This window comes from Pseudomonas sp. AC112 (genome assembly GCF_979253545.1).
Genome location: NZ_CEEDCM010000001.1, coordinates 2,668,507 through 2,692,699, shown reverse-complemented (window position 1 = coordinate 2,692,699; position 24,193 = coordinate 2,668,507). Strand labels below are relative to the sequence as shown.

The following is a 24,193-nucleotide window of genomic DNA, read 5'->3' as shown; positions in this document are numbered from 1 at the left end:
TCCACGGGTTTGCTGTCGTGGGGCTTACGTTAAAAGGGCAAGGAAGGGGGATCAATCAAGCTCGCCGTGCAACTGTTACGGACAGAGTAACGATTGGCCTCGCCGAATATTCCATTACACATCCGCCGGAACCAACCCTCATCGAGCGTTCACCCACCTGACGACTGACAGGAAGCGTAACGACTACCATCGAAACTGCCTTACGAGGTACCCCTTATGTTTGCTCTAGACTACGCGCTGATGCAGCAGTCTTCAGTGCGACGCAATACCCCGCCCGGCCCACAGCCCACACCCGACGTTAAAAACATTTCACCACTTGCCCCGGCAAAGCCCTCTACCTTCGCACCCGGCTCTACGCCATTGCCCGAATCGTCAGGCATTCCACCGGCCACGGTGCAGTTCCCAGCACTGGCCAAGCAATTCAAGGTCAGTGATCAGCAAGCCTTCCTCACGCAATACGATGATCTCACCCTCGCCATGCGACGTTTGCACGGCCAACAGCCAAGCTTCAGCCAACTCAAACAGCAGCAAGTGGCGTCGATGTTGGCAGACCAACCCTATCTCGACCCTGCAAACCTGATCGTCAAGCGCTGGACTAAACAAAGTGACGGCAGTATCAAGACACTCTCAGAAGAGCCGCTGCTGAAGGTATTGGAAAGGCGAGTCGCAGAACAACTGGGCACGCCAGCCAAGAAAGATGACAGTAACGTCTGCGTCGGCGTGTTCACTCAACGCACAGACACCCGGCCCTCCACCGAAATCACCCCATTACACTCACTCCACACCATCGCCGAACGCATCGCCACCCAGTACCCCGCGATACTCAAGGGCTACTGGACCAAACCCCGCCCGACAGAACGCAATCCACAGGTACTGGCGGCGCCGCAGAGTCAACTGCTGGACCTGCATAAACAACAACTGTCGACCCTTGCCGCATTGCGCGCCAGCGACGGCACGTTGAGTGCGGCGAGCAAAAAGCTGATCGACAACGCCCTGCAACACCCTACCCTGGCCGAACGGGAAAAAAACTTTCCAGATGGCGCGCGCCCAGGCGTGTATCCACTCATGATTGACGACGGCACCGAACGCGGTGCACTGATGGCGGGTACGTTTCTAATCACCCAAACCGACGGTTCCTTTGCCACGCCACCCGCTTGGCCCCAAGACAAATCCCTTGCACTCAATGACGCCCATGGCCCCGCTGTGCTGTACACCCCAGGCGAGGGCTTCGAGGCGTTCGCAACGCCAGCCCAGGCCCGCCAAGCCTTGGCAAAACGGCTTGACGAGGGCGGGGCAAACGCCGACCTGCTGCTGCAAACCCTGCCGCTATCGCTACAAAACCGCGCCGAGCCGCCCAGCGGCGAAGACCTGATGCTCATTGCAGCACCACTGGATGGGGATGTTTTGGCCGAAGGCATTCCCTGGATGCTCGCGCGTCAGCAGGCAGAAATCGAGGCGAGCCAGTGTGAAGATCCCCTTTCATCAACGACCATCGACGCCGCCGCCGACTGGTCCTACTTGCTTGACGGCAGCAATGCCCTGCTGGCGCGCAATCAAGCATTGGCAGATAAACTGCAACCCGAGTGGTTGAAAAAACTGAGCCCGGCTCAAGAGGCGCTCTTTACCCACTTGGAGCACGCGCAGGAAAAAAGTGCCAACGCACTGACTCCCTTAATTCAAAGCATTCCCTCCCTGGCAACCTTCGCCCGCGACCGGATGAATGAGGCGATAAAAAAGAGTTACCCGAACGCGGTGTTGGATGCCGACCAACTGATGGTTCAGGTCCGCACCAAGACCTACGTCAACAACGGCCGAAAAACCAACAGCAGCACCCCTTATGAAAAAAACACACAGGTATCACTCACCGACCTGGCCCTGAAAAACCCCACCGAGTTCCCTGCTGGTGAAGCCGGCACGTTCACGCAAATCACGTTCAAACTGCCGCTGACCGACAAACAGGGCAAACCGTTACTCGACACCGACGGTAAGCCTATTGTGCTGGACACCGACCAACTCGAGACACTGGTCAACACCGCTGATGTCGGCGGTGAATACACCGCCCTGTTGAAAAAAGAACTGGTAACAGACGACGCGGCGGGCCTGGCAGGAAAGCGGCGTAATGCGTGGAAAGCCAGCCAGGCAGACCTGATGGGCAAAGAGGCGTTTCTCGCAACGCTCAACCCGGATGCCTACAAGGCAGAGGCAAAAGACGACAAAACCAGCAAGCGCGGGGCGCAATGGGTCGACGCCGTACTGGATCACCCCGATCCGGAAACCCGCCCGCAGGTCGATGGCGAAACCGTTGTTAGCCACGCCCTCGTCCAACGCGGCCTGCCCGTTCAAGGTGTGATGGTAATCGGCAACACCAAGGACGCAGAGCGGGTCCTGTACGCACCGAATGCCCCCGACGGCCTCACTTTTCGCGAAGTGGCAAGCCAAGAGGCGCTCAATACACTGCTGGATAAAAACGAGTGGAAGCTGTACACCGCGAGCCGCAAATCGCCGGTCAGTAAAGATGACGTCGCCAAGGCGGAGGAGGCGCTCAAGAAACACACATTCAATCTGGGAGGTAACCCTGCTAGCGCAATCGACAACTACGTCAAGGCCCTCAACCTGAAAGGTGAAACCTCTACCCTCACGCCTATGACCGGCAATGGCCTGGATGCGCTGTACAAACAACACGTGCAATTGGTGATCGACAAGGCCGATCACCAATCCGTCAGCAGTGCCGAGGTTAAGGCACAGTCAACCGCCAACAAAATCCTGTTCGGTGTTGAAGTCGCCATGATCTTCATGGACCTGCTACCGGTGGTCGGCAAAGGTGCTTCCATGGGACTGCGGCTGGGCAAGGCCGGTGTCGCAGCCCTGCGCGCCAATGCAAGATTATTGCCCAAGCTGGTCAAGAACCCGGCACTGGGCCGGGCGATCTACGCGGACTTTGCAACCGCCGGGGCAGGCATCCCAGTGATCCGAACAGCGCCACTAAGGCCCGTCGGCAAAGCCCCCTTGCGCGCCATTGAACACATCGCCAAGGCCTCCCAAAAAAACGGCCCACCACAAATGGCCGCCTCATCCAGTAATCGCATTGCCGCGCAAGACATACCCACGTCGAATGTGATCACCACGGCAGGTCGAGACCTGAGCGCGTTTACCGTGCCGAGCACAGTGATTCAGGGCCGCCCGTTGCGCCCGGACGGTACCTACAATGTCGGCGGTAACTTTTATGTACGCTTTACCGACAGCACAGAGGTGAACCAGGTCTACCAGATCGACTCGGCGTTTCATGCGCGCAGCGGGCAGGTGAATATCATTGATCCGAATGCGCCGTTGACGACACCCAAGAGCGGCAGGATCAAGGCATCGTTGCAGTCGGCGGGAGGTGGAGAGTGGCGGTTGAACGTAATGGCGGGTGGGCGACGAGGTGCACAAAGGCGACAAAGCCCGACACCGCCAGTGGAATATGTGGACTACCTGTTCGCGGGTGGTGCTGATTTCACTGCTGTATCAGGCTCACGCGGCACGGCAAGACGTTGGTTCAGAAACGACATGGCAAATTTTTACCAACGCCAGGCGAACGGAGCGCTCCCCCCTCGCCCCAACATGCTGGCTTCGCCAGCCAATACATCGCCCGGCGACTTGATGCGCATCCAACTTGAAAACGGCCCCGGGCTGGTGCTGGGCGAACAACACAACCAGGTCGCCATGGACGTGCTGCTGATCGAGAACATGCCCATGTTCCGCGAAATGGGGGTCACTACCTTGCTACTTGAGGGCGCCCCTGGCATCGGACTCACCCCCTACGTAGCGGCAGATATTCCGATGATCCCGCTTCGTCCCCGCAACGCGGCCTACCAGAACAACACCCCATCACGAATGGCCTTGTATGAAGCGGCCGAAAAAAACGGCATCAACATCGTAGGCATCGAGCACGAACACCTCACCCAACACGCCACTCGCAGCGCCACCAACGACAGCCTCAACCTGCGGTACACCAATGATCGGCAAAGAGAACTCAATTACTACGCCACGAAAGTAATCGGTCAGGTCCCACCTGGAGAAAAATGGGTCGCCGTGGTTGGCCGGTCACATATGAACACCAGCCGGGGGGTGCCTGGCATAGCGGAACTGACCGGCGTGCCCGGTATAGGTGTCTACGACGGAGCCAGGGGCTCAGCCAGCGTGACACGCCCGACGACCGGCCCACGGCCAGACCGACAACAAAGGCTTGGGGTGAACGATGTGGCGGGGGACTATCAGATTTATCAGAATGTTGATGAATACCTCAAACCAATATCGCCACCTTGATCGCGCATTTCTGAGGTCGTATTGATTGTTCCCACGTGGAGCCTGGGAGCGATCAAATAAGCACGGGAACTACGCCATTCGAGTCGATGGAACCGCAGGGTCCTGAACAACGCACTCCCGCACCAGGTTTGGTGGTGTCTCAGAAGCCGTGGGTTGCGGCAGATATTTGCTCTAGCGCTCTATCGACCCACAACTGCCCAAGCTCTGCCATTTGCTGGATCCCGAGCATGATCGCGCGCTGGGAAGTGTCCAAGTCGAAAGCCAGGTTGCACGCGAACTAACATCTTGCAGTAAAAAACCGAGGGCCTGCCGGCTTACAACTTCATGTCTACGCTCACAGTCCCCAACCCTTCCAGCGGGTAGCTGCGGTATTCATAAACCTCCCCACGAACTGTGAGGCGGATGAAACCATCCTGGCGGGTAGCTTGGACATCCGGCTCTTTAGTTTTCAGAAAGGGATGTGCCGACATCAATGTCGTGAGTATTTCCCGATCAGTACTCAGATCCTTGTGGACGTAGTACAGGTAGGAAAAGCCCACCGTTGCGCCACCCTGATTGTTTCGCGCACCGTAAATGGAGCTTCCATTATTCAGGGAATACTTGAGCACAACCTCATCCAATTCCGGTGGACCTGGGCTGATCAACCAACCAACACCCAAGTACCCGAGACACACCACCAGCAGCCCGTTGAGCAAGCCCTGGACCGGCCACTTAATACCCTTGAGCTCTGGCATATTCGATATCCTCCTTGATCCAATGCTGGTCACTGTGATCATCACCATACGGCGCATCGCCCTACCAGTCTCCGAACTCCGCCCGAGAAGTCCCTGCCGCCTTTTGCGCCGCACCAGCCGCTCTCAACAGCACACTCTCCGGAATACCCAGCACAGTGCCGGTGATGCCGTAGTTGAAGTTACCGAACGCCTCATACTCGCGACTTTTCTGTTTGTAATCCCAAGGGCCACGCCCTCTGACCTGCGAGTAAAACCACGAATAGGTGAACGCCGAACCAGGCTTCAAATGCATCCTGCGGTTGTTGGCCAAGGCGATATTGTCTTGCAGCGAAACGCCCGGGGGTATGGGAGGGACGGCCATTTGCGAATCCTTGCTGATGGGTTTGAGTGTCGAAAAGTTAGCACTCAAAAGTCAGCAAAAATTCCGAGTCCTTACTTACAGAAAGTTCAGACGTCCTTTAGATCCAAGCCTTACGTTTACGGTGGCAGGACAAGACTGCTTGAAGATGTAATCCCTGCCCTGGACATCACCACCACCGAAATGGCGCGACACCTTGGCTTCGCCCCCGAGACTTTTTCAAGGATCTTGCATGGCCACGCCCCAGTCAGTCCGGACCTTGCCGTCCGGTTGGAACGAGCCGGTGTGAGTACCGCCCACATTTGGAACTTCATAGGGATTTGAATAGGTGGGCAATCAAGCCAAGCCGGATTCAACCAAGAGCGCTTCGATGCCCATGAGGTCCGGCACCTTCGCCACATGCTCCCCCACCTGCACCGCCGCCAGCTCCAGCGGGCACAGCGGCACATCCACATAGCTCAATTCACTATCCAGCTTGTAGGAGCGGGGAATCCCCTGGATCACCAGCGCAATAAACTTCAACGTCGGCCGCCCACCCAAGGCATTCAACACCACAATCCTTGCGCGCTCACCGGTCACACTCGCTTCGCCGCATACCGCTTCAAAGCTGATCAGCGGTATTTGCCGATCGCGCCAGGTCACTTGCCGTAAATACCACGGCGGCGCGTCGCTGGCCGGTTCGCCGCGCTGGAAGTCGATCAACTCGGCGATGGCGACGTTGGGCAGCACCAGATGGCGGTCGACCAGGGGCAGCAGCAGGCCGGTGAGTTGGCTGGTGCGGTGGTCAAGCATGGGACTTGCTCCAGTAGGCGATGCTTTCGAGCAGCACCGATTCCTGGTACGGCTTGCCGAGGTAGTCGTTGACGCCAATGGCCATGGCGCGGTCGCGGTGTTTCTGGCCGGTGCGCGAGGTGATCATGATGATCGGCAGGCGCATCAGCCGGGGGTCGTTGCGCACTTGGGTGGCGACTTCGAAGCCGTCCATGCGCGGCATTTCGATGTCGAGCAGCATCAGGTCCGGGGTGTGCTCTTCGAGCACGGCGAGGGCGTCGATGCCGTCTTTGGCGGTGAGCACGTTCATGCCGTTGCGCTCCAACAAGCGGCTAGTGACTTTACGCACCGTGACGGAGTCATCCACCACCAGCACCAGCAACGGGCGCTTTTTCAACGGGTCGTTGAGGATCAGCGGCGCGTCGACCAACTGGGCCGGCAAAGCCGGCTGGCGTGCGCGGATATGCGCGAGCAAATCGATGATCAGCACCACGCGACCGTCGCCCAGGATCGTCGCGCCCGACAGGCCCTGCACGCCTGCAAACTGTGGGCCCAGGCCCTTGACCACAATCTCCCGCGTGCCGGCCATGGCATCCACATGGATGGCCACCCGCCGCTCGTTGCACTGCACCAAGAGCACCGGCACCGGCTGGTACTGGCCCAGCAGTTTCGGGCGGCTGACGGTGTGCAGCAGGTCGCCCAGGTAGAACAACTCATAGCGCTGGCCGGCGTATTCATAACTCGGCGGATCCTGCTGATAGTGCCCCGCCAGCTCATGGGGCAGCACCCGCACCAGGCCTTCGATGGTGTTGAGCGGAATCGCGTACTGGTCATCCGCACATTGCACCATCAGCGCGCGGTTGACCGACACGGTGAACGGCAAGCGAATACGGAAATGCACACCTTCGCCCGGCGTCGAGTCAATGACCATCGAGCCGCCAAGCTGACGCACCTCCTCATGCACCACGTCCATGCCCACGCCGCGCCCGGAAATCTGCGTAATCTTTTCAGCCGTGGAGAAGCCCGGCTGCAGGATGAATTGCAACACGTCGCGGTCGCTGATCTCTTGATGCGGGGCGAGCAAGCCACGCTTGATCGCCTTGCGCCGTACGGCCTCCAGCGGTACACCGGCACCGTCGTCGCGCATGTCGAAAACGATGTCGCCGCCCTCGTGGGTCAGGTCCAGGGTGATGCGGCCTTTCTCGGGCTTACCGGCCAGCAGCCGTGCATCGCGGGACTCCAGGCCGTGGTCGACGGCGTTGCGCAGCATGTGCTCCAGCGGCGCGGCCATGCGTTCCAGCACGTTGCGGTCCATCTCGCCCTCGGCGTTGCCGACGATGAACTCCACGTCTTTACCCAGCTCCCCCGCCACTTGGCGCACGATGCGCTTGAGGCGCGGCAGCATGCGTTCGAACGGCACCATGCGCGTGCGCATCAGGCCTTCCTGCAACTCTGTGTTGATACGCGCCTGTTGCTGCAACAGGTCGTGCGCGTCCTCGTTGCGACGCTCAAGGGTGTCCTTGAGGTCGAGCAGGTCGGAAGCGGATTCGGACAATGCGCGGGACAATTGCTGCAATTGCGAATGACGATCCATTTCCAGCGGGTCGAAGTCCTCATACCCCAGGCGCTCGGCCTCGGCTTGCTGGCGGCTGAGGATGCGGCCCTGGGTTTCAGTGTCGAGACGCCGCAGTTGGTCGCGCATGCGTTCGATAGTGGTTTCCACTTCTGTGAGGGCGATGCGGGCGTCGTTGACTTGCTGCTCGATACGGCCACGGAAGATGGACGTCTCACCGGCCAGGTTGACCAGATCGTCGAGCAGCTCGGCAGAGATCTTTACCATGTCGGCGGCCGGGTCTACCACGGCCTCCGCCTTGCCCGCTGGCAACGCCACCGGCGTCACCGGTTCGTCGCTGGGGTGCACCAGGCTCTTGATGCGCTCGATGAGTTTGTCCACCGAGCCGACCGGCAAGCCATCCGCCACCGCGTCGATCATCTGCGCCAGGCGGTCGTGGCAGCCCTGCAGCAAGGCGAACAGCTCCGGCGACGGCGCGAGCAAGCCGGCAGACAGGCCTTCATAGAGAAATTCCAGTTCGTGGGCAAGGTCGCCAATGGGCGCGATCTCGACCATACGCGCACCGCCCTTGAGGGTGTGCAAGTCGCGCAGCAGGGTTTCCACCTCCTGGCGATTGCCGGGCTCGGCCTGCCAACGCGACAGCGCCGCACTGGAACTGTCGAGAATGTCGGCGGCCTCTTCCAGGAAGATATCCAGCAACTCGGGGTCGGCGCCGGACGTTGGCGGCGCGGTAGCTGGTGCAGCAGGCGCAGTGGCTTGACGCAACGCCCGGACCTTGGCGATCAGCTCGGCGCTGTCACTCAGGGGCTGGTGCTGCTGCAGTTCTTCCAGCTGCAAGGCCAGCAGCTCATGGCAGGCCATCAGTACCAGGGAGAGTTCGGCGGAGTAACTGTAGCGGCGGTCCACCAACCCTTCGTACAGGCATTCCAACTCATGGGCCAAGTCGCCAATCGGGCCGATTTCGGCCATGCGCGCACCGCCCTTGAGGGTGTGCAAATCGCGCTGCAATGACGACAACGGCGCGGCGTTGTCGGGCTCCAGCAACCAGCGCTTGAGCGATTGCCCGGCGCTGTCGAGGATGTCCACGGCCTCTTCGAGGAAGATCTCGACGATCTCGTCGTCCATCGCGGTGGCGTGATCCAACTGTTGTGTGGCGGCGCCCAGTTCGGAAATGCTCAGCACCCGACTGCCGTCGCTTTTGATCAGGCCGGTGGCGGACGGGTCGAGGGCTTCATCCAGCAGTTCGCGCAGGGCGTCGACCCGTGCCGGCGCAGGGCTGACTTCCTGGCCAGCGGCCAGTTGGTCGAGCATGCTGATCAGTGCTTCATGGGCTTGTTCGGCCTCATGGAAAAACCGCTCGCTCACCGCCAGGCTGCTCTCCTCCACCGCGCCATAGAGGTCGAGCAGGGCTTCGCAGAGTTCGTCGATGGCGTGCAGGTCGGCGACATGTGCGCCCTCCCCCAACGTGGTCAGTTCGTCGAGCAGCGCAGTGAGTTCCTGGCGTTCGCCGGGATGCTGTTGCCAGCGGCGCAGCAGGTTTTCGGCGTCGAGCAGAATATCCATGCCCTGGGCCAGGAAGTTGGCGATCAGTTGCGGGTCGCGCTTGATACGCAGGCCGGTGTTCGGGGCGTCGAGCAAGGCTTCAAGCTGGTGGTCCAGCAGGCTTTGGGTCCGGTTGATCAGGTCCTGTGCGCCCCTGATGGGCGCCAGGGGGTCGCTGTCCAGGTCACGCAGCCCGCGCTGGAACAGGCCCTCGGCTTCGAGCAGCAACTCTACTTCGTCCAGATCGAGCGGCAGGCGGTGGGCCTTGTACTCTCGGGTCAGGTGGTCCAGCGGGCGCGCCAGCTCGGCGATGGGCAACACGCCGGCCATGTAGGCGCTGCCCTTGAGGGTGTGCAGGGCGCGTTGCAGTTCATCGCTGACTTGCAGCGGTACATGCTCGGCGGCCTGTTGCAGGAAGTGATTGAGGCTGTCCAGATGGCTTTGGGCTTCGTTGCGGAAGATCTCCAGCAGCATCGGGTCATGAGGCTCGGCGGCCGCTACCTGTGTACCGCTGGCCAAGGCGTGGGCACGGGCAGCCAGGGCATCGACCTCATCGCGCTGGCGCTGGTCGTCGGTGGCGAAGTCGGCGATCAGCTCCGGCAGCAGGGCCACCGCTTCATCCAGCACCTGTTGCACCTCGGGGCCCAGGGCTACGCTGCGTTCCAGCACGCGGTTGAGCAGGTTTTCCACCGCCCAGGCCAGCTCGGCCAGGACCAGGGCGCGGACCATGCGGCCGCTGCCCTTGAGGGTGTGGAAGGCGCGGCGCATTTCACCCTGGGCGGTTTTGTCCGCGCTGTTGGGCAGGTACCGGTGCAGCACCTCTAGGACTTCGTCGGTCTCTTCGAGGAAGACCTCGCGCAGTTCATCGTCGATGGGCTCTTCGTTGGCCGGTGGCGGCAGCAGGCTGCCAGGGCGCTGCAAGGCCGGCGGGTTTAGCCGCGACGTGGGGCTGGCCAGCGCATCGAACTGCGACTGGCTCGGCGCGACCTCCACCGCCAATGCTCCATCCGGGGCAACCAGGGCTTGGCGCCAGGGTTTCTCTGCCGGCAGGTAACCCAGCGCCGCCAGGCCTTGGGTGGCCAGTTCCAGCACCCGTTCACCTGCAGCATCGGGGTCTTGGAGCATGCGTTCGAGGTAGTACTCCAGGCTGCTGATCACGTCGGCGAAATGCGCCAACTGCATCTCGGACGGCGGCGCGTCGCTGCCCATCAACTGTTCGTCGACGTAGTCCGTGCAACCACGCATCAGGCTGGCCGCGCGGGGCAAAGGGATCATCGCCAGGGCGCCACGCACTTGGCTCAGCAGCTCCGGCAGGGACTCGAGCCGCTGGCGGTCCCAGTCGGCTTCGATACAGTCGATCACCAGTTCCTTGGCTTGCTTGAGGCACTGGCAGGATTCGCGGATCACCAGTTGGTGGATCTGGGTCAGGTCGGTGGTGGGCAGGCGGCTGTCTTCGCGGCTTTCCGGTTCGACAGTGCCGACCATGCCCGCCAGTGTGGCCTCGACGTAGAGCAACGCGCCGGCGACGTCCATCAGCACCGCATCGTTCGGCTCGCGCTGGCCCTGGGCCAGGCTCAGCACCACGGCGAGCTGGTCGATAATGACTTTACGCGGCTGGCCGAAGCCCAGTACCGCCAGGGTGTCGGCGATCTGCCGCAGCGGTGCTAGCAGTGCATCAAGGTCGCTGGTGTGCTGACGGTCGCTGCGTACAAACAGGTCGAGACGCTCCTTGACCCGCACCAGTTCTTCACATAATGCACCCAGCACCGAGCCCATGGCGTTGCGGTCCGGCCCGGCCAGGCGTGCGCGTTCGGCATCGACCACCGCGCTGTCGGGCAAGGCTTCATCAAGGCCGTAGCGTTCCTTGAGGCTTTGCATGCGCGGCGTCGGCCGGGTGACCTTGGCGACATAAAACAGCAAGCTTTTGAGCAGCTCATCCGGCGCCGGCTGGTTGATCCCGCCGATGCCCTGGGCCAACAGGCGCTTTAGCTGTTTATCACTGGCCTTGAGCAGGCTGCGCAACGCCGGGCTGTTGGCGATCACGCCGGTGAGCATGCCTTCGACCAGCGCCGAGGTGACTTGCCACAGTGGCAACAACGGCGCGCCCTGGCACAGCGCTTCGAGGCGCGCGAACACCCGCGCCATGTCTTCCAGGTTGCTGGGGCCATGGTCTTCGCGCAGCAGCCCGGCAAGCGCTTGTTGCAGCAGCTGGTGCCACTGGCGCAATTGGTCTTTCAGGTCGGGGGCCGCGCGTTGGGCCAGGGCTTCATCGGGCAGCGGCGCAATCGTCAGCAGTTGCGGGCTGAACAGGCTGGTCTCCGACAGCAGGCTTTCACCACGGGCACTGCGCAGGTCATTGAGCAGCGGCAACACCACCAGCGGCAGGTCACGGCGGGCGCTGTGCACACGGTCCAGGTAGAGCGGCAATTGGTTGAGGGCCTGTTGCAGCAGGCGGATGCCTTCGTCGCGCTGGCTCACATGCCCAGCTTGCAAGGCCAGGGCCAGTTCTTCGACTTCCTCGGCGAGCAGGGCCGCGCCGTAGAACTCGACCATTTGCAACGCGCCATGGACTTGGTGGATAGCGGCCAGGCACTCGCTGAGGGCATCGCTGTCGCCGGTTTCGACATAGGCATCCAGCGCCGAACGGGCCTGTTTCAAGGTTTCGGCAATGTCGCCCTTGACCCATTCGAGGGCCACGTAGTCGTGCCGATCAACCATAACTGCTCCGCTTAGAATTCATGTAGTGCTTGATGACCGCCACACCCTATAGGAGCCGGGGGGTGGCGCGTTTCATTCGTCCACCGGCCGCGCTGGCGGCAAGGTAAACCCCGACACCGACCGGCGCAGTTGGCTGGCCATCTTCGCCAGGTTGCCGATGCTTTCGGCGGTCGCCGTGGAGCCCGACGAGGTCTGGGTGGTGATCTGCTGGATCACGTTCATGGTCAGGGAGATCTGCCCCGCCGACGAGGTCTGTTGCTGCGCCGCGTTGGAGATGCTCTGGATCAGCGCCGCCAGGGTTTTCGACACACCTTCGATCTCTTCCAGCGCCACCCCGGCGTCCTGGGCCAGCCGCGCGCCGCGCACCACTTCGGTGGTGGTCTGCTCCATGGAGATCACCGCTTCGTTGGTGTCGGCCTGGATCGCCCGCACCAGCGTTTCGATCTGCCGGGTGGCTGCAGACGAGCGCTCAGCCAGGCGCTGCACTTCATCGGCCACCACCGCAAAGCCGCGCCCGGCGTCACCGGCCATGCTCGCCTGGATCGCGGCGTTGAGGGCGAGGATGTTGGTCTGATCGGCAATGTCGTCGATCAGGCTGACGATATCGCCGATCTCCTGGGAAGACTCACCCAGTCGCTTGATGCGCTTGGCGGTGTCCTGGATCTGTTCGCGAATGTTGTCCATGCCGTGGATGGTGTTGTGCACCACTTCGTTGCCCTTGTTGGCGATCTCCACCGAGCGCTCCGCCACCGCCGAGGACTCGGCGGCGTTGGCCGAGACCTGGTCGATGGACTGGGCCATCTGGTTGATCGCCGTGGAGGCTTCGGCAATCTGCTGGGCCTGGTGCTCCGAGGCCTGGGCCAAGTGCATCGCGGTGGCCTGGGTGTCCTGCACGGCGCCGGCAACTTGCCCGGCGGTGAGGTTGATGGTGGCGACCAGGTCGCGCAACTGGTCGACGGAATAGTTGATGGAGTCGGCGATGGTGCCGGTGAAATCTTCGGTCACCGAGGCGGTCACGGTGAGGTCGCCGTCGGCCAGGTCTTCGATTTCGTCCAGCAGGCGCATGATCGCGTTCTGGTTTCGTTCGTTCTTCTCGGCGGTTTCGTGCAATTGGCGGTTGGTTTCGCGCACCATCACCAGGCCTATCAAGATGATCGAGGTCAGTGCGAGCAGGCCCAGGACATAGCCGCCGATGGTGTCAAAACTGCGCCCGCTGGCGAGGTTTTCGAACCCGGTGGCCAGGTGCGAGGCTTCATCGAGCAGGGTTTGCGACAGGTTGAAGATATTGCTCGCCGAGGCGCGAACCTGGAACAGTTGCGGCGAGGTCTCGAGGATCTCGTCCACGGAGCCGGAGACAAACTCGAACAGCTCGGCGATTTCCGCCAACCGCGCGCGAGCGTCGCGGTCTTCGACCTGGGTGATGCGCAGGCCGGGGTTGCCCTGGAGCATGCCGTTGAGCACCTGGCCGAAGCGGTTGGCGTCACGGCCAAAGGCATCGGCGGCCTGCACGGCGGTTTCGTCGCCGGCGAGTACGGTGTTCACCGCACCAAGGATACGTTCGGCCAACAGTGACTGACGCTGGGCCAGCGCCACCTGGCTGGCCGGGGCGCCGCGCTGCAGGAGGATGTCGACGACCTTTTCCGATTCCATCTGCAACTGCGGCACGGTTTCGGCCAACGTCGCGGCCACCTGGTGCAACGACAGCACGGTCTGCTCGCTGGCGAGAATCGCGTCGGTGTTTTTCAGCAGCGCTTCCCAGTCGGTCTGCACCGCGCGCATTTCGGCACGCACCGCGTTGGGGGCGGCAGGCAGGCCAGTCTCCAGGTCACCCTTTTTCAGGTAGCCCCAACGCTGGGCGAAATCGTTGCGCGCATCGCCGAGCAGCTTGAACGCAGCGGCCTTGCCGGCGGCGGCCTCGGTGGCGTTCTTGGCGATACGCTGGGACAGCACGCGCAGCTCACCGGCGTGACCGATGTACTGTTTGTCATAGGTGGACTGGGTGTTGAGGTACGCAAAGTTGGCGAACAGCAACATGATGAACACGATGAGCGCGATGAACAGCACGATGATCTGCGAGCGGCTGCGTGAGCCGGCCTGGGGTTTTGGCGGGGTAACGGTGGTCATGCGGCAACATCCATGAAGCCTGGGGCCTGGGCCAGGGCGAAGGGGCTGAAGACCTGCCATTGCTGGTCGCTGTCGAACTGGCCCTGGATAAACGGCGCACCGGGCGCGGCGCTCGCCAGCAGTGCGTCTTGTGCGAAATGCTGCATTCCCACCACCTCGTCGACCAGCAGCCCGACAAACAAGTCGTTGAATTCCACCACCAATACACGCCGCTGCTTACGCGCCTTGGACAGTTCCAGGCCGAGAAACCCACCGAGGTCCATCACCGGCAGCAGGCGCCCACGCAGGTTGGCCACGCCCTTTACCCACGGTTTGACCCCGGGCATCAAGGTGCAGCGCGGTTCATGCAGGACTTCGGCGACTTCGCCCATGGGCGCCACATACCAGTGCTGGCCCAGGCGAAAGCCGATCCCGCTCCAGCGTTGCAAGCGGGTCTCTTGGGACGGCAGGTCAGCAGCCAGCAGGCGGCAGCGCCGATCGATGTCCAGCAGCAACTCGAAGGCGGTTTGCGACTCGGTCATGATGGCGAACCGTCAGCCGGCCAGCACCTTGTTCAGGGTGGCGATCAGCGTTTCTTCGTCCACCGGCTTGGTCAGGTAATCCTTGGCGCCCTGGCGCGCGCCCCAGATCTTGTCGGTTTCCTGGTCCTTGGTGGTGATGATGATGATCGGGATGCCGTTGGTTTCAGGCTCTTTGGACAGCTGGCGCGTGGCCTGGAAGCCATTGAGGCCCGGCATCACGATGTCCATCAGCACGGCATCGGGTTTTTCCTGGCGGGCCAGGGCCACGCCGTCCGCACCGTTTTCGGCCTTGAGGACCTGGTGGCCATGCTTTTCCAGCATGCCGGTCAGTTTGTACATTTCAGTCGGCGAATCGTCGACGATCAGAACACGTGCCATGGTTTTCCCCACTACATAGGTGGACGCCGGCCCTTTTGAGGCGGCGTCAGTGTGCTTGTTCTACTGCGGCGAAGGCAGGCACGTAGGCCTTGATCGCGCCCAGCAGTTCTTCCTTGCTGAAAGGCTTGGTCAAAAACTGATCGACACCGACGATGCGCCCCTTGGCCTTGTCGAACAGGCCATCCTTGGACGACAACATGATCACCGGGATCGACTTGAACGCCGGGTTGTTCTTCACCAGCGCGCAGGTCTGATAGCCATCCAGGCGCGGCATCATGATGTCGACAAAAATAATGTGCGGGTGATGATCAACAATCCGGGCCAGGGCATCGAAACCGTCGATGGCCGTGATGACATCGCACCCCACATTCTTCAACAAGGTTTCAGCGGTGCGGCGGATCGTCTTCGAATCGTCGATCACCATCACTCTCAAGGCGTTGGAATGCTGTTCCATATCTGCTCTGCCATCGCCACAGCGAATCGGTTTTCGGTGTGTACTGCCTGATGTTGCACAGGATGAGCGCCGCAAGCCTTGGAATTCAAGGGCTGCTACGCCGTGGCAGTCTTTTTAGCACAGTCTCCGGACGCAATCTATCGAGCAACCGGCCAGGTGGTTTTTCCTTGACCCACAACAGCCACAGCGCCACTCTGACGCCACTTTTATGCGCCCTAATTTGCTAGAGGAAATCCCCCATGAGCGTTCGCGTCGGCATTGTCATGGACCCTATCGCCAGCATCTCCTATAAAAAGGACAGCTCGCTGGCCATGCTCCTGGCCGCCCAGGCCCGCGGCTGGACGTTGTTCTATATGGAGCAGCGCGATCTTTACCAGGGTGACGGCGAGGCCCGCGCACGCATGCGTCCGCTGCAGGTGTTTGCCAACCCGCAGAAGTGGTTCGAGCTGTCGGACGAAGTCGACAGCCCGCTGAGCGATCTGGACGTGATCCTGATGCGCAAGGACCCGCCGTTCGACATGGAGTTCGTCTACTCCACCTACCTGCTGGAGCAGGCCGAGCGCGCCGGCGTCTTGATCGTCAACAAACCGCAGAGCCTGCGCGACTGCAATGAAAAGCTGTTCGCCACCCTCTTCCCGCAGTGCACCCCGCCCACCGTGGTCAGCCGCCGCGCCGATGTGCTGCGTGAATTCGCCGCCAAGCACGGTGATGTGATCCTCAAGCCGCTGGACGGCATGGGCGGCACCTCGATCTTCCGCCACCGCGCCGGCGACCCGAACCTGTCGGTGATCCTGGAGACCCTGACGGCCCTGGGCACCCAGCAGATCATGGGCCAGGCCTACCTGCCGGCGATCAAGGACGGCGACAAGCGCATCCTGATGATCGACGGCGAGCCAGTGGATTACTGCCTGGCACGCATCCCGGCAGCCGGCGAGACCCGCGGCAACCTGGCGGCCGGTGGTCGTGGTGAAGCCCGCCCTCTATCGGACAAGGACCGTTGGATTGCCGCCCAGGTTGGCCCGACCCTGCGCGAAAAAGGCCTGCTGTTCGTGGGATTGGATGTGATTGGCGAAAACCTCACCGAAATCAATGTCACCAGCCCCACCTGCATTCGCGAGATCGACAACGCATTTGGCACGAACATCGGCGAAATGTTGATGGCTGCCATTGAGCGCAAGCTACAAGCCAAGTGACATAGAACAGCCGGACACACACCAACATTGCGTTATCATGCGCCACCTGTGAAACGCGCGATGTTGGTTTTTTTGTCATGACACTCCCGTCCGAACTGCCCCCCGAACTCTCCCACAGCGGCGTGCGCCCGGCTGATCGGCTCGGATTTACCCTGTTCCTCGCTGCACTGATTCACCTGGCCGTGATCCTCGGCGTTGGGTTCACAATGGTCGAACCCAAGCAGATCAGCAAAACCCTGGAAATCACCCTCGCCACGTTCAAGAGCGAAAAGAAGCCCGAGAAGGCTGACTTTCTCGCCCAGGACAACCAGCAAGGCAGCGGCACCCTCGACAAGAAAGCCGTGCCCAAGACCACCGAAGTGGCGCCGTTCCAGGACAACAAGGTCAACAAAGTCACGCCGCCACCGGCCCCCAAGCCCGAGGTCAAGCAGGCAACGCCCAAGGCCGCCGTGACCACCGTCGCGCCCAAACCGCAAAAAGCCCCGACCCAGCGTGAAAAAACCAAGACCGAGCCCGTGCCCGAGCCCGTGAAGCCGGCGCCGACCTTCGACAGCTCGACGCTGACCGATGAAATCTCCAGCCTGGAAGCCGAGCTGGCCAACGAACAGCAGCTGTACGCCAAGCGCCCGCGCATCTACCGACTGAACGCCGCCTCGACCATGCGCGACAAAGGTGCCTGGTATAAGGACGAATGGCGCAAGAAGGTCGAACGTATCGGCAACCTCAACTACCCGGATGAGGCACGCCGCCAGCAGATTTATGGCAATTTGCGCTTACTGGTGTCGATCAACCGCGACGGCACGTTATATGAGGTGCAGGTGCTGGAGTCGTCCGGCCAGCCGTTGCTGGACCAGGCCGCCCAGCGCATCGTGCGCCTGGCCGCACCCTTTGCGCCGTTCAGCGGCGACTTGAATGACGTCGATCGCCTGGAAATCATCCGCACCTGGAAGTTCGCCAGGGGCGACCGGCTGTCCAGCAACTGATACACCTGCCGGCTCCTACAGGCAGAGTGTTCGACATGAAAGGTAGGCTTGTCATGCATCACCAGCTTGTCAGTTCGCCCCTCCGCCGCCACACTAGCGGACATGAAAAATGTCAGCCCGACCTACCTCAAGCACCAATTCCTGATCGCCATGCCCCATATGGCCGACCCGAACTTTGCGCAGACCTTGACCTACATCGTCGAGCACACCGCCAAGGGTGCCATGGGGTTGGTCATCAACCGTCCGCAAGAGCTGAACCTGGCGGACATCCTTGAGCAACTGCGCCCCGAGATCGACCCGCCCGCCCGCTGCCAGGGCGTGCCGATCTACATCGGCGGCCCGGTGCAGACCGATCGCGGCTTTGTGCTGCACCCCACCGGGCCGAAGTTCCAGGCCACGGTCGACTTGGAAGGCGTGTCGCTGTCCACGTCCCAGGACGTGCTGTTCGCCATCGCGGACGGCGTGGGCCCTGAGCAAAGCGTGATCACACTCGGCTATGCGGGCTGGGAAGCCGGGCAGTTGGAAGCCGAACTGGCCAGCAATGCCTGGCTGACCTGCCCCTTCGACGCCGAAATCCTGTTCAATACCCCCAGCGAACTGCGCCTGGAAGCCGCTGCGGCCAAGCTGCGGGTGAACCTCGGCCTGCTGACCAGCCAGGCGGGGCACGCCTGATGGCTTTGCGTCTGATCCTGGGTTTTGACTACGGCACCAAACAGATCGGCGTAGCCGTCGGCCAGGTGATTACCGGCCAGGCCCGCGAGCTGTGCACCCTGAAGGCCCAGAACGGCATACCGGACTGGAACCAGGTCGAAGCCCTCATCAAGGAATGGAAGCCCGATGCCGTGGTGGTTGGCCTGCCCCTGAACATGGACGGCACCCCCAGCGACATGTGCCTGCGCGCCGAAAAATTCGCCCGCCGCCTCAATGGCCGCTACAACCTGCCCTTCTATACCCACGATGAACGCCTGACCACCTTTGAAGCCAAGGGTGAGCGTCGCGACCGTGGTGGCCAGAAAGGCAGCTACCGCGACAACCCCGTGGACGCCATCGCCGCCGCGCTGCTGTTGCAGGGTTGGCTGGATGAGAACACTGCTTTATTTGAATCCTGACTGACGCGGCTTGCCGCGTCTTTTTACGTTTGAGCCCGGACCTTGCCTGCGCCAAGGTCCTGAAGGAGCCTGCATGAGCCTGCCGAACCCCGCCGAACTGATCAGCCAGATGGCCACAAGCCTCACGGCCCATCTGCAACACCGCAACATCAGCGAGCCGCGCTTCATCGGCATTCGCACCGGTGGTGTGTGGGTGGCCCAGGCATTGCTGGAAGCACTGGGCAGCGACTCGCCCCTCGGCACCCTCGACGTGTCCTTCTACCGTGACGACTTCAGCCAGAACGGCCTGCATCCACAAGTGCGCCCGTCGGCGCTGCCGTTCGAGATCGAAGGCCAGCACCTGGTGCTCATCGACGACGTGCTGATGAGCGGCCGCACCATCCGCGCCGCCATGAACGAACTGTTCGACTATGGCCGCCCGGCCAGCGTGACCCTGGTGTGCCTGCTGGACCTGGACGCCGGCGAATTGCCGATCAGCCCGGATGTGGTCGGCGCCACACTGTCGCTGCAAGCCCACCAACGGGTAAAATTGTCCGGTCCCACGCCGCTCGAACTCGAACTGCAAGACCTCGCCCTTTAAACCGCCTTGTAAAGAGTCCCCGCGATGACGCCTCTAGATGCCAAGCGCCCGCTGCAGCTCAATGCTCAGGGTCAGTTGCAACACTTCTTGTCCCTCGACGGTTTGCCCCGCGAACTGCTGACCGAAATCCTCGACACCGCCGACTCGTTCCTTGAAGTCGGTGGCCGCGCGGTGAAGAAGGTCCCGCTGCTGCGCGGCAAGACCATCTGCAATGTGTTCTTCGAGAACTCCACGCGCACCCGTACCACCTTTGAACTGGCGGCCCAGCGGCTGTCGGCCGACGTGATCACGCTGAACGTATCCACCTCGTCGGCAAGCAAGGGCGAAACCCTGCTCGACACCCTGCGCAACCTCGAAGCCATGGCCGCCGACATGTTCGTGGTGCGCCACGGCGATTCCGGCGCCGCGCACTTCATCGCCGAGCACGTGTGCCCGCAGGTAGCCATCATCAACGGCGGCGATGGCCGTCACGCTCACCCGACCCAGGGCATGCTCGACATGCTCACCATTCGTCGGCACAAGGGCAGCTTTGAAAACCTCTCGGTGGCCATCGTCGGCGACATCCTGCATTCGCGGGTCGCACGCTCGAACATGCTGGCCCTTAAAACCCTGGGTTGCCCAGACATCCGCGTGATTGCACCAAAAACCCTGCTGCCGATCGGCATCGAGCAGTACGGCGTGAAGGTCTACACCGACATGACCGAAGGCCTCAAGGACGTGGACGTGGTGATCATGCTGCGCTTGCAGCGTGAGCGCATGGCCGGCGGCCTGCTGCCAAGTGAAGGCGAGTTCTACCGCCTGTTCGGCCTGACCACCGCACGCCTGGCCGGCGCCAAGCCGGATGCCATCGTGATGCACCCAGGCCCGATCAACCGTGGCGTGGAGATTGAATCGGCGGTGGCAGACGGCAACCAGTCGGTGATCCTCAACCAAGTGACCTACGGCATCGCCGTGCGCATGGCGGTGTTGTCCATGGCCATGAGCGGACAAACCGCGCAACGTCAATTCGAGCAGGAGAACGCCCAGTGAAGCTCAGCATTCTTGGCGCTCGCGTTATCGATCCGGCCAGTGGCCTGGATCAAGTGACTGATTTGCACTTGGAAGCCGGCAAGCTCATCGCCATCGGCGCCGCCCCTGCGGGTTTCAGCGCGACTGAAACCATCGACGCCAAAGGCTTGGTGGCCGCGCCTGGTCTGGTCGACCTGAACGTCGCCCTGCGCGAGCCGGGTTACAGCCGCAAGGGCAACATCATCAGCGAAACCCGCGCCGCCGCTGCCGGTGGCGTCACCAGCCTGTGCTGCCCGCCGCACACCAAGCCGGTGCTGGACACCTCGGCCGTGACCGAGTTGATCCTCGACCGCGCCCGCGAAGCCGGCAACTGCAAGGTGTTCCCTATCGGCGCCCTGAGCAAAGGCCTGGAAGGCGAACAGCTCGCCGAGCTGATCGCCCTGCGTGACGCCGGTTGCGTGGCCTTCGGCAATGGCCTGGAAAGCTTCCGCAGCACCCGCACGCTGTGCCGCGCCCTGGAATACGCAGCCACCTTCGATTTGACGGTGATCTTCCACTCCCAGGACCGCGACCTGGCCGAAGGCGGCCTGGCCCATGAAGGCGCCGTGGCCAGCTTCCTCGGTTTGCCGGGCATTCCGGAAACCGCCGAGACCGTGGCCCTGGCCCGTGACCTGCTGCTGGTGGAACAAAGCGGTGTGCGTGCGCACTTCAGCCAGTTGACCAGCGCTCGCGGCGTGGCCTTGATTGCCCAGGCCCAGGCCCGTGGCTTGCCGGTCACCGCGGATGTGGCGTTGTATCAGCTGATCCTGACGGACGAGGCGTTGATCGACTTCTCCAGCCTGTATCACGTGCAACCGCCGCTGCGCACCCTGGCCGACCGCGACGGTTTACGTGCGGCGGTCAAGTCCGGTGTGGTCTCGGCGATTTCCAGCCACCACCAGCCCCATGAGCGCGATGCCAAGCTGGCACCGTTCGGCGCGACAGAGCCGGGCATCAGCAGTGTCGAACTGTTGCTGCCGCTGGCAATGACGTTGGTAGAGGATGGGTTGCTGGACTTGCCGACGTTGCTGGCACGCCTGAGCAGCGGCCCGGCCGAGGCCTTGCGCCTGCCGGCGGGCAAGTTGGCGGTGGGGTCGGCGGCAGACTTGGTGCTGTTCGACCCGGCCAGCTCCACGGTTGCCGGGGAGCAGTGGCTGTCGAAAGGTGAAAATTGCCCGTTCATCGGCCATAGCCTGCCGGCGACGGTGCGCTACACCTTGGTAGACGGCCGCATCAGCTACCAGGCCTGATGCTGGTCTAGAGTGGGCACAGTAACTGTGGGAGCGGGCAAGCCCGCTCCCACATTGGTTTTCTGTATGGCTTGAGAAACTCAACGTCCGTTATTACGCTCGGCATTGCGGATCGATATCTGCGTATTCAACGTCCAGAAGTCATACAGCACCCCCACCAGGAACAAACCGCCGGTCAGCAGATAGATCAAGCCGGTGATCCATTTGCCCTGGTACATGCGGTGTACGCCAAACACCCCGAGAAACGCCAACAGAATCCAAGCCACGTTGTATTCGATCGGCCCGGCGGTAAAACGCAGGTCCGCTTCACGGTCCATGGCCGGGATCAGGAACAGGTCGATCAGCCAGCCGATGCCCAGCAAGCCAAAGGTGAAAAACCAGATCGTGCCGGTCACTGGCTTGCCGTAATAGAAGCGGTGGGCCCCGGTAAAACCGAAAATCCACAGCAGGTAACCGATCACCTTGCTGTGGGTGTCTTGCTGCGAGCCAATCTGTTGATAGGTGTTCATCGCGTACCTCTTTTGCCTCGATAGATAAATTTTTTCACTTTCTTTGTGACTTTTTTACAGGCGCCCGACGTACGGCAAATGGTATCTTCCCTGCCCTGAAAGCCTTATGCCACCTGACTTGTGTAGGACAATTGCGGCGAATCGTCGCGTTTTTCCTGATTTTGACGTCAAGGTTCAGTCGACAAACGGCCTGAGAACGACACAAAAAGCTGTTATAAAGTTGCGCGCAAACCCATAAGAGCCACGCCTAATGCGACCATTTTTCAAGACATGGCTAACCATTTGCCTATTAATGCCACTGGCCGCCCACGCCACCAATCGTGAGCAACGACTTCCTAACGTTAACGGTTTCACCCCTAAAGTCCACAGCACACCTGGCACTACCAAGTCGGTCAAGCTGACCGTCAACCGCCCGACTCAACTGAGCAAGGCCCATAACGGCAAAGCCGTTCCAGGTCTGGTTGGCGTCAACACCAAGCAGAGCAGCACCGTCCTCAGCCGCGCCGTCAACGTGCTCGGTACTCCTTATCGTTGGGGCGGCAGCAGCCCAAGTAAAGGGTTCGACTGCAGTGGCCTGGTGAAATATGCGTTTAACGACGTAGCAGCCGTGGATTTGCCGCGCACCTCCAACGCCATGGCCGCCGGCCACGGGCAGAAGGTTGATCGCAAGGACCTGAAACCAGGCGACCTGCTGTTCTTTAAACTGAAGAGCCGCCAGGTGAACCACGTTGCCATCTACCTGGGCAACGACCGTTTCATCCACGCGCCGCGTCGGGGCAAGTCGGTGAGCATCGACACCCTGAAGAAGCCGTTCTGGGACAAGAACTACGTGATTGCCAAGCGTGTGTTGCCCAAAGAGCAGAACAACCTGCGGGTCGTCCAACGCTAAATCTGCTGTGTGTAGGAGCCGGCTTGCCGGCGATGAGACCCTTGAGATCAATGGAATACTCAAGGCCGCCATCGCCGGCAAGCCGGCTCCTACAGTTCATATATCCGTCGGCACCCTCGCTTTCTCCCGCGCCTCTTCCCGGCTGATCACCCCCTCCCCGACCAACGCCTTCAAGCTCATATCCAGCGTCTTCATCCCCAACGCCCCACCCGTCTGTATCGCTGAAACCATCTGCGCCACCTTGTCCTCGCGGATCAAGTTCCGAATGGCCGGCGTGCCCAGCATGATTTCATGGGCCGCCACGCGTCCGCCGCCGATCTTCTTTACCAGCACTTGGGACACCACCGCCTGCAACGACTCCGACAACATTGAGCGGACCATGGCCTTTTCCCCAGCCGGGAACACGTCCACCAGCCGGTCTACGGTCTTTGCCGCCGAACGGGTGTGCAGGGTGCCAAATACCAGGTGCCCGGTCTCAGCCGCCGTCAGCGCCAGGCGGATAGTTTCCAGGTCACGCAGTTCGCCCACCAGGATCACGTCCGGGTCTTCCCGCAGCGCCGAGCGCAGAGCGGTGGAAAAACAATGGGTGTCGCGATGCACCTGGCGCTGATTGATCAACGCCATTTTCGGCGTGTGGATAAATTCGATGGGGTCTTCAAGGGTGAGAATGTGCTGGCGCCGATGCTGATTGAGAAAATCGATCATCGCCGCCAGGGTGGTGGACTTGCCCGAGCCGGTCGGGCCGGTCACCAAGACCAGGCCACACGGTAGTTGGGCGATACGCCGGAACACCTCGCCAAGGCAAAGGCTTTCCAGGCTCCGGACCTCGGACGGGATGGTGCGAAACACCGCACCCATGCCACGACTCTGTTGAAACACGTTGGCCCGGAATCGCGCTACGCCGTGCAGTTCAAAGGCGAAATCTGTTTCTAGAGATGTTTCGAAATCTTTTTGTTGGTACTGCTTGAGCAACGGGCTCAATAAGTCCGCCACTTGCGACGATGAAAGCACCGGCCAATCCAGCGGCCATACCTCGCCATCCAGCCGCAGCATCGGTGCCAGGCCGGCTGACAAATGCAGGTCGGACGCGCCACGGCGCACGCTGGCCGTGAGTAATTCAGTGATATCCATAGGGCTTTCCATTTCCAGTAGAAT

At 61.5% G+C, this 24,193-nt stretch carries 19 protein-coding genes and 2 pseudogenes; 10 read left to right on the top strand and 11 right to left on the bottom strand.

Translation table 11 applies throughout. From position 1 onward, the window contains the following. Positions 1-216: 216 nt before the first annotated feature. Positions 217-4,305 carry a dermonecrotic toxin domain-containing protein gene (locus tag AC0IYN_RS12430; protein ID WP_471841594.1) on the top strand — a complete coding sequence of 1,363 codons (4,089 nt, stop codon included), beginning with the start codon at positions 217-219 and terminating at the stop codon, positions 4,303-4,305. Positions 4,306-4,444: 139 nt separating this feature from the next. On the opposite strand, the pseudogene AC0IYN_RS12425 reads toward AC0IYN_RS12430, so the two are convergent. From AC0IYN_RS12425 to AC0IYN_RS12415, 3 genes and pseudogenes are all read right to left on the bottom strand, one after another. Beyond that, a pseudogene (locus AC0IYN_RS12425) lies at positions 4,445-4,576 on the bottom strand (DUF6124 family protein); the annotation flags it as partial. Positions 4,577-4,619: 43 nt separating this feature from the next. Then, positions 4,620-5,039: a hypothetical protein gene (locus AC0IYN_RS12420; protein ID WP_457239404.1), complete on the bottom strand. Its 420-nt coding sequence runs from the start codon at positions 5,037-5,039 to the stop codon at positions 4,620-4,622. A 61-nt stretch (positions 5,040-5,100) separates the two neighbouring features. Then, positions 5,101-5,400 (bottom strand): polymorphic toxin type 44 domain-containing protein, encoded by a 300-nt coding sequence (locus tag AC0IYN_RS12415; RefSeq protein WP_457239405.1) that lies wholly within the window; start codon positions 5,398-5,400, stop codon positions 5,101-5,103. Between the two features lie 135 nt (positions 5,401-5,535). On the opposite strand from AC0IYN_RS12415, the pseudogene AC0IYN_RS12410 reads away from it, so the two are divergent. After that, a pseudogene (locus AC0IYN_RS12410) lies at positions 5,536-5,703 on the top strand (HigA family addiction module antitoxin); the annotation flags it as partial. A gap of 30 nt (positions 5,704-5,733) precedes the next feature. Here the strand turns inward: AC0IYN_RS12410 and AC0IYN_RS12405 are convergent. The 6 genes from AC0IYN_RS12405 to pilG form a co-directional block, all read right to left on the bottom strand. Further along, positions 5,734-6,189, bottom strand: coding sequence for a chemotaxis protein CheW (locus AC0IYN_RS12405; protein ID WP_457239406.1), 456 nt, complete (start codon positions 6,187-6,189; stop codon positions 5,734-5,736). Then, positions 6,182-12,001 (bottom strand): Hpt domain-containing protein, encoded by a 5,820-nt coding sequence (locus AC0IYN_RS12400; RefSeq protein ID WP_457239407.1) that lies wholly within the window; start codon positions 11,999-12,001, stop codon positions 6,182-6,184. Before AC0IYN_RS12400 ends, AC0IYN_RS12405 begins: the two co-directional genes overlap by 8 nt. Positions 12,002-12,073: 72 nt before the next feature. Continuing rightward, positions 12,074-14,125, bottom strand: coding sequence for a methyl-accepting chemotaxis protein (locus AC0IYN_RS12395; protein WP_406596619.1), 2,052 nt, complete (start codon positions 14,123-14,125; stop codon positions 12,074-12,076). Beyond that, positions 14,122-14,646 (bottom strand): chemotaxis protein CheW, encoded by a 525-nt coding sequence (locus tag AC0IYN_RS12390; protein ID WP_078050551.1) that lies wholly within the window; start codon positions 14,644-14,646, stop codon positions 14,122-14,124. Before AC0IYN_RS12390 ends, AC0IYN_RS12395 begins: the two co-directional genes overlap by 4 nt. Before the next feature lie 12 nt (positions 14,647-14,658). Further along, positions 14,659-15,024 (bottom strand): twitching motility response regulator PilH, encoded by a 366-nt coding sequence (gene pilH, locus AC0IYN_RS12385; protein WP_014720320.1) that lies wholly within the window; start codon positions 15,022-15,024, stop codon positions 14,659-14,661. A gap of 46 nt (positions 15,025-15,070) precedes the next feature. After that, positions 15,071-15,478 carry a twitching motility response regulator PilG gene (gene pilG / locus AC0IYN_RS12380; protein WP_034109939.1) on the bottom strand — a complete coding sequence of 136 codons (408 nt, stop codon included), beginning with the start codon at positions 15,476-15,478 and terminating at the stop codon, positions 15,071-15,073. Between the two features lie 239 nt (positions 15,479-15,717). Between pilG and gshB the strand changes: the two genes are divergently transcribed. From gshB to AC0IYN_RS12345, 7 genes are all read left to right on the top strand, one after another. After that, a complete protein-coding gene (gene gshB, locus AC0IYN_RS12375; protein ID WP_078050552.1) occupies positions 15,718-16,671 on the top strand; it encodes a glutathione synthase in 954 nt (317 codons plus the stop codon). A 77-nt stretch (positions 16,672-16,748) separates the two neighbouring features. After that, positions 16,749-17,654: an energy transducer TonB gene (locus AC0IYN_RS12370; protein WP_457248330.1), complete on the top strand. Its 906-nt coding sequence runs from the start codon at positions 16,749-16,751 to the stop codon at positions 17,652-17,654. Between the two features lie 102 nt (positions 17,655-17,756). Beyond that, entirely contained in the window at positions 17,757-18,326 is a 570-nt protein-coding gene (locus AC0IYN_RS12365; protein ID WP_458376048.1) for a YqgE/AlgH family protein, read from the top strand. Then, entirely contained in the window at positions 18,326-18,763 is a 438-nt protein-coding gene (gene ruvX, locus AC0IYN_RS12360; protein WP_005792259.1) for a Holliday junction resolvase RuvX, read from the top strand. The genes AC0IYN_RS12365 and ruvX overlap by 1 nt, the downstream gene beginning before the upstream one ends. Before the next feature lie 73 nt (positions 18,764-18,836). Continuing rightward, positions 18,837-19,343 (top strand): bifunctional pyr operon transcriptional regulator/uracil phosphoribosyltransferase PyrR, encoded by a 507-nt coding sequence (pyrR, locus tag AC0IYN_RS12355; RefSeq protein WP_016976043.1) that lies wholly within the window; start codon positions 18,837-18,839, stop codon positions 19,341-19,343. A 24-nt stretch (positions 19,344-19,367) separates the two neighbouring features. Further along, positions 19,368-20,372 (top strand): aspartate carbamoyltransferase catalytic subunit, encoded by a 1,005-nt coding sequence (locus AC0IYN_RS12350; protein WP_025857712.1) that lies wholly within the window; start codon positions 19,368-19,370, stop codon positions 20,370-20,372. Next, complete coding sequence (locus AC0IYN_RS12345; protein WP_406596617.1) at positions 20,369-21,640, top strand: dihydroorotase; 1,272 nt, start codon at positions 20,369-20,371, stop codon at positions 21,638-21,640. Before AC0IYN_RS12350 ends, AC0IYN_RS12345 begins: the two co-directional genes overlap by 4 nt. An 80-nt stretch (positions 21,641-21,720) precedes the next feature. Here the strand turns inward: AC0IYN_RS12345 and AC0IYN_RS12340 are convergent, their stop codons facing one another. After that, entirely contained in the window at positions 21,721-22,149 is a 429-nt protein-coding gene (locus AC0IYN_RS12340) for an NINE protein (protein ID WP_471841584.1), read from the bottom strand. Positions 22,150-22,399: 250 nt separating this feature from the next. Here AC0IYN_RS12340 and AC0IYN_RS12335 point away from each other — a divergent pair, with 250 nt between their 5' ends. Next, on the top strand, positions 22,400-23,038 hold the full coding sequence (locus AC0IYN_RS12335) for a C40 family peptidase (protein ID WP_406596615.1): 639 nt from the start codon (positions 22,400-22,402) through the stop codon (positions 23,036-23,038). Between the two features lie 96 nt (positions 23,039-23,134). Here AC0IYN_RS12335 and AC0IYN_RS12330 read toward each other — a convergent pair whose 3' ends face one another. After that, positions 23,135-24,169, bottom strand: a complete 1,035-nt coding sequence (locus AC0IYN_RS12330) for a type IV pilus twitching motility protein PilT (RefSeq protein ID WP_471841582.1) — start codon at positions 24,167-24,169, stop codon at positions 23,135-23,137. Positions 24,170-24,193 lie beyond the last annotated feature (24 nt).

What these genes read in the sequence shown, in the direction of transcription:
- AC0IYN_RS12430 (WP_471841594.1), top strand. Translation starts at nt 217, where the DNA reads ATGTTTGCTCTAGACTACGCGCTGATGCAGCAGTCTTCAGTGCGACGC.
- AC0IYN_RS12420 (WP_457239404.1), bottom strand. Translation starts at nt 5,039, where the DNA reads ATGCCAGAGCTCAAGGGTATTAAGTGGCCGGTCCAGGGCTTGCTCAAC.
- AC0IYN_RS12415 (WP_457239405.1), bottom strand. Translation starts at nt 5,400, where the DNA reads ATGGCCGTCCCTCCCATACCCCCGGGCGTTTCGCTGCAAGACAATATC.
- AC0IYN_RS12405 (WP_457239406.1), bottom strand. Translation starts at nt 6,189, where the DNA reads ATGCTTGACCACCGCACCAGCCAACTCACCGGCCTGCTGCTGCCCCTG.
- AC0IYN_RS12400 (WP_457239407.1), bottom strand. Translation starts at nt 12,001, where the DNA reads ATGGTTGATCGGCACGACTACGTGGCCCTCGAATGGGTCAAGGGCGAC.
- AC0IYN_RS12395 (WP_406596619.1), bottom strand. Translation starts at nt 14,125, where the DNA reads ATGACCACCGTTACCCCGCCAAAACCCCAGGCCGGCTCACGCAGCCGC.
- AC0IYN_RS12390 (WP_078050551.1), bottom strand. Translation starts at nt 14,646, where the DNA reads ATGACCGAGTCGCAAACCGCCTTCGAGTTGCTGCTGGACATCGATCGG.
- pilH (WP_014720320.1), bottom strand. Translation starts at nt 15,024, where the DNA reads ATGGCACGTGTTCTGATCGTCGACGATTCGCCGACTGAAATGTACAAA.
- pilG (WP_034109939.1), bottom strand. Translation starts at nt 15,478, where the DNA reads ATGGAACAGCATTCCAACGCCTTGAGAGTGATGGTGATCGACGATTCG.
- gshB (WP_078050552.1), top strand. Translation starts at nt 15,718, where the DNA reads ATGAGCGTTCGCGTCGGCATTGTCATGGACCCTATCGCCAGCATCTCC.
- AC0IYN_RS12370 (WP_457248330.1), top strand. Translation starts at nt 16,749, where the DNA reads ATGACACTCCCGTCCGAACTGCCCCCCGAACTCTCCCACAGCGGCGTG.
- AC0IYN_RS12365 (WP_458376048.1), top strand. Translation starts at nt 17,757, where the DNA reads ATGAAAAATGTCAGCCCGACCTACCTCAAGCACCAATTCCTGATCGCC.
- ruvX (WP_005792259.1), top strand. Translation starts at nt 18,326, where the DNA reads ATGGCTTTGCGTCTGATCCTGGGTTTTGACTACGGCACCAAACAGATC.
- pyrR (WP_016976043.1), top strand. Translation starts at nt 18,837, where the DNA reads ATGAGCCTGCCGAACCCCGCCGAACTGATCAGCCAGATGGCCACAAGC.
- AC0IYN_RS12350 (WP_025857712.1), top strand. Translation starts at nt 19,368, where the DNA reads ATGACGCCTCTAGATGCCAAGCGCCCGCTGCAGCTCAATGCTCAGGGT.
- AC0IYN_RS12340 (WP_471841584.1), bottom strand. Translation starts at nt 22,149, where the DNA reads ATGAACACCTATCAACAGATTGGCTCGCAGCAAGACACCCACAGCAAG.
- AC0IYN_RS12335 (WP_406596615.1), top strand. Translation starts at nt 22,400, where the DNA reads ATGCGACCATTTTTCAAGACATGGCTAACCATTTGCCTATTAATGCCA.
- AC0IYN_RS12330 (WP_471841582.1), bottom strand. Translation starts at nt 24,169, where the DNA reads ATGGATATCACTGAATTACTCACGGCCAGCGTGCGCCGTGGCGCGTCC.